Origin of the sequence: Micromonospora mirobrigensis, from assembly GCF_900091555.1 — a bacterium.
In the GTDB taxonomy this organism is placed as follows: Bacteria; Actinomycetota; Actinomycetes; order Mycobacteriales; family Micromonosporaceae; genus Micromonospora; species Micromonospora mirobrigensis.
In genome coordinates this window covers 1-1240 of sequence record NZ_FMCX01000022.1, presented here as the reverse complement: position 1 = coordinate 1240, position 1240 = coordinate 1, and the positions used below count along the sequence as shown (strand labels likewise).

The window sequence follows — 1240 nt, the reverse complement described above, 5'->3', positions numbered from 1 at the left end:
GCGAAGCGGAGAACTTAAGCGCCAGTAAACGGCGGTGGTAACTATAACCATCCTAAGGTAGCGAAATTCCTTGTCGGGTAAGTTCCGACCTGCACGAATGGCGTAACGACTTCCCCACTGTCTCAACCACAGGCCCGGCGAAATTGCAGTACGAGTAAAGATGCTCGTTACGCGCGGCAGGACGGAAAGACCCCGGGACCTTTACTATAGCTTGACATTGGTATCTGAATGGACTTGTGTAGGATAGGTGGGAGCCGGTGAAGTCCATACGCCAGTATGGGTGGAGGCAATCTTGAAATACCACTCTGGTTGATTTGGGTATCTAACTTCGGACCGTTATCCGGTTCAGGGACAGTGTCTGGTGGGTAGTTTAACTGGGGCGGTTGCCTCCTAAAAGGTAACGGAGGCGCCCAAAGGTTCCCTCAGCCTGGTTGGCAATCAGGTGTTGAGTGCAAGTGCACAAGGGAGCTTGACTGTGAGACTGACAGGTCGAGCAGGGACGAAAGTCGGGACTAGTGATCCGGCACTGGCATGTGGAAGCGGTGTCGCTCAACGGATAAAAGGTACCCCGGGGATAACAGGCTGATCTTCCCCAAGAGTCCATATCGACGGGATGGTTTGGCACCTCGATGTCGGCTCGTCGCATCCTGGGGCTGTAGCAGGTCCCAAGGGTTGGGCTGTTCGCCCATTAAAGCGGTACGCGAGCTGGGTTTAGAACGTCGTGAGACAGTTCGGTCCCTATCCGCCGTGCGCGTAGGATACTTGAGAAGGGCTGTCCCTAGTACGAGAGGACCGGGACGGACGAACCTCTGGTGTGCCAGTTGTCCCGCCAGGGGCACGGCTGGTTAGCTACGTTCGGAAGGGATAACCGCTGAAAGCATCTAAGCGGGAAGCTCGCTTCAAGATGAGGTATCCCACCCACCTTGGTGGGGTAAGGCCCCCAGCTAGACGACTGGGTTGATAGGCCGGAACTGTAAGCCCGGTAACGGGTTCAGGTGACCGGTACTAATAGGCCGAGGACTTGACTACGAAGCTGCTACGCGTCCACTGTGCAACTCTGAACAAGCGAACACCCGTGACGGTTTACCGGTGTGTTTGACATGTTCATAGAGTTACGGCGGTCATGGCGGAGGGGAAACGCCCGGTCACATTCCGAACCCGGAAGCTAAGCCCTCCAGCGCCGATGGTACTGCACTCGGGAGGGTGTGGGAGAGTAGGACGCCGCCGGACAAACATTCCA

2 rRNA genes are annotated in these 1240 nt (G+C 56.3%); both read left to right on the top strand.

Features of this window, described 5'->3' with window-relative positions:
• Positions 1-1029: ribosomal RNA gene (locus tag GA0070564_RS28715) — 23S ribosomal RNA — on the top strand; the annotation flags it as partial.
• An 84-nt stretch (positions 1030-1113) separates the two neighbouring features.
• Positions 1114-1230, top strand: a 5S ribosomal RNA gene (gene rrf, locus GA0070564_RS28710).
• Positions 1231-1240: the final 10 nt, after the last annotated feature.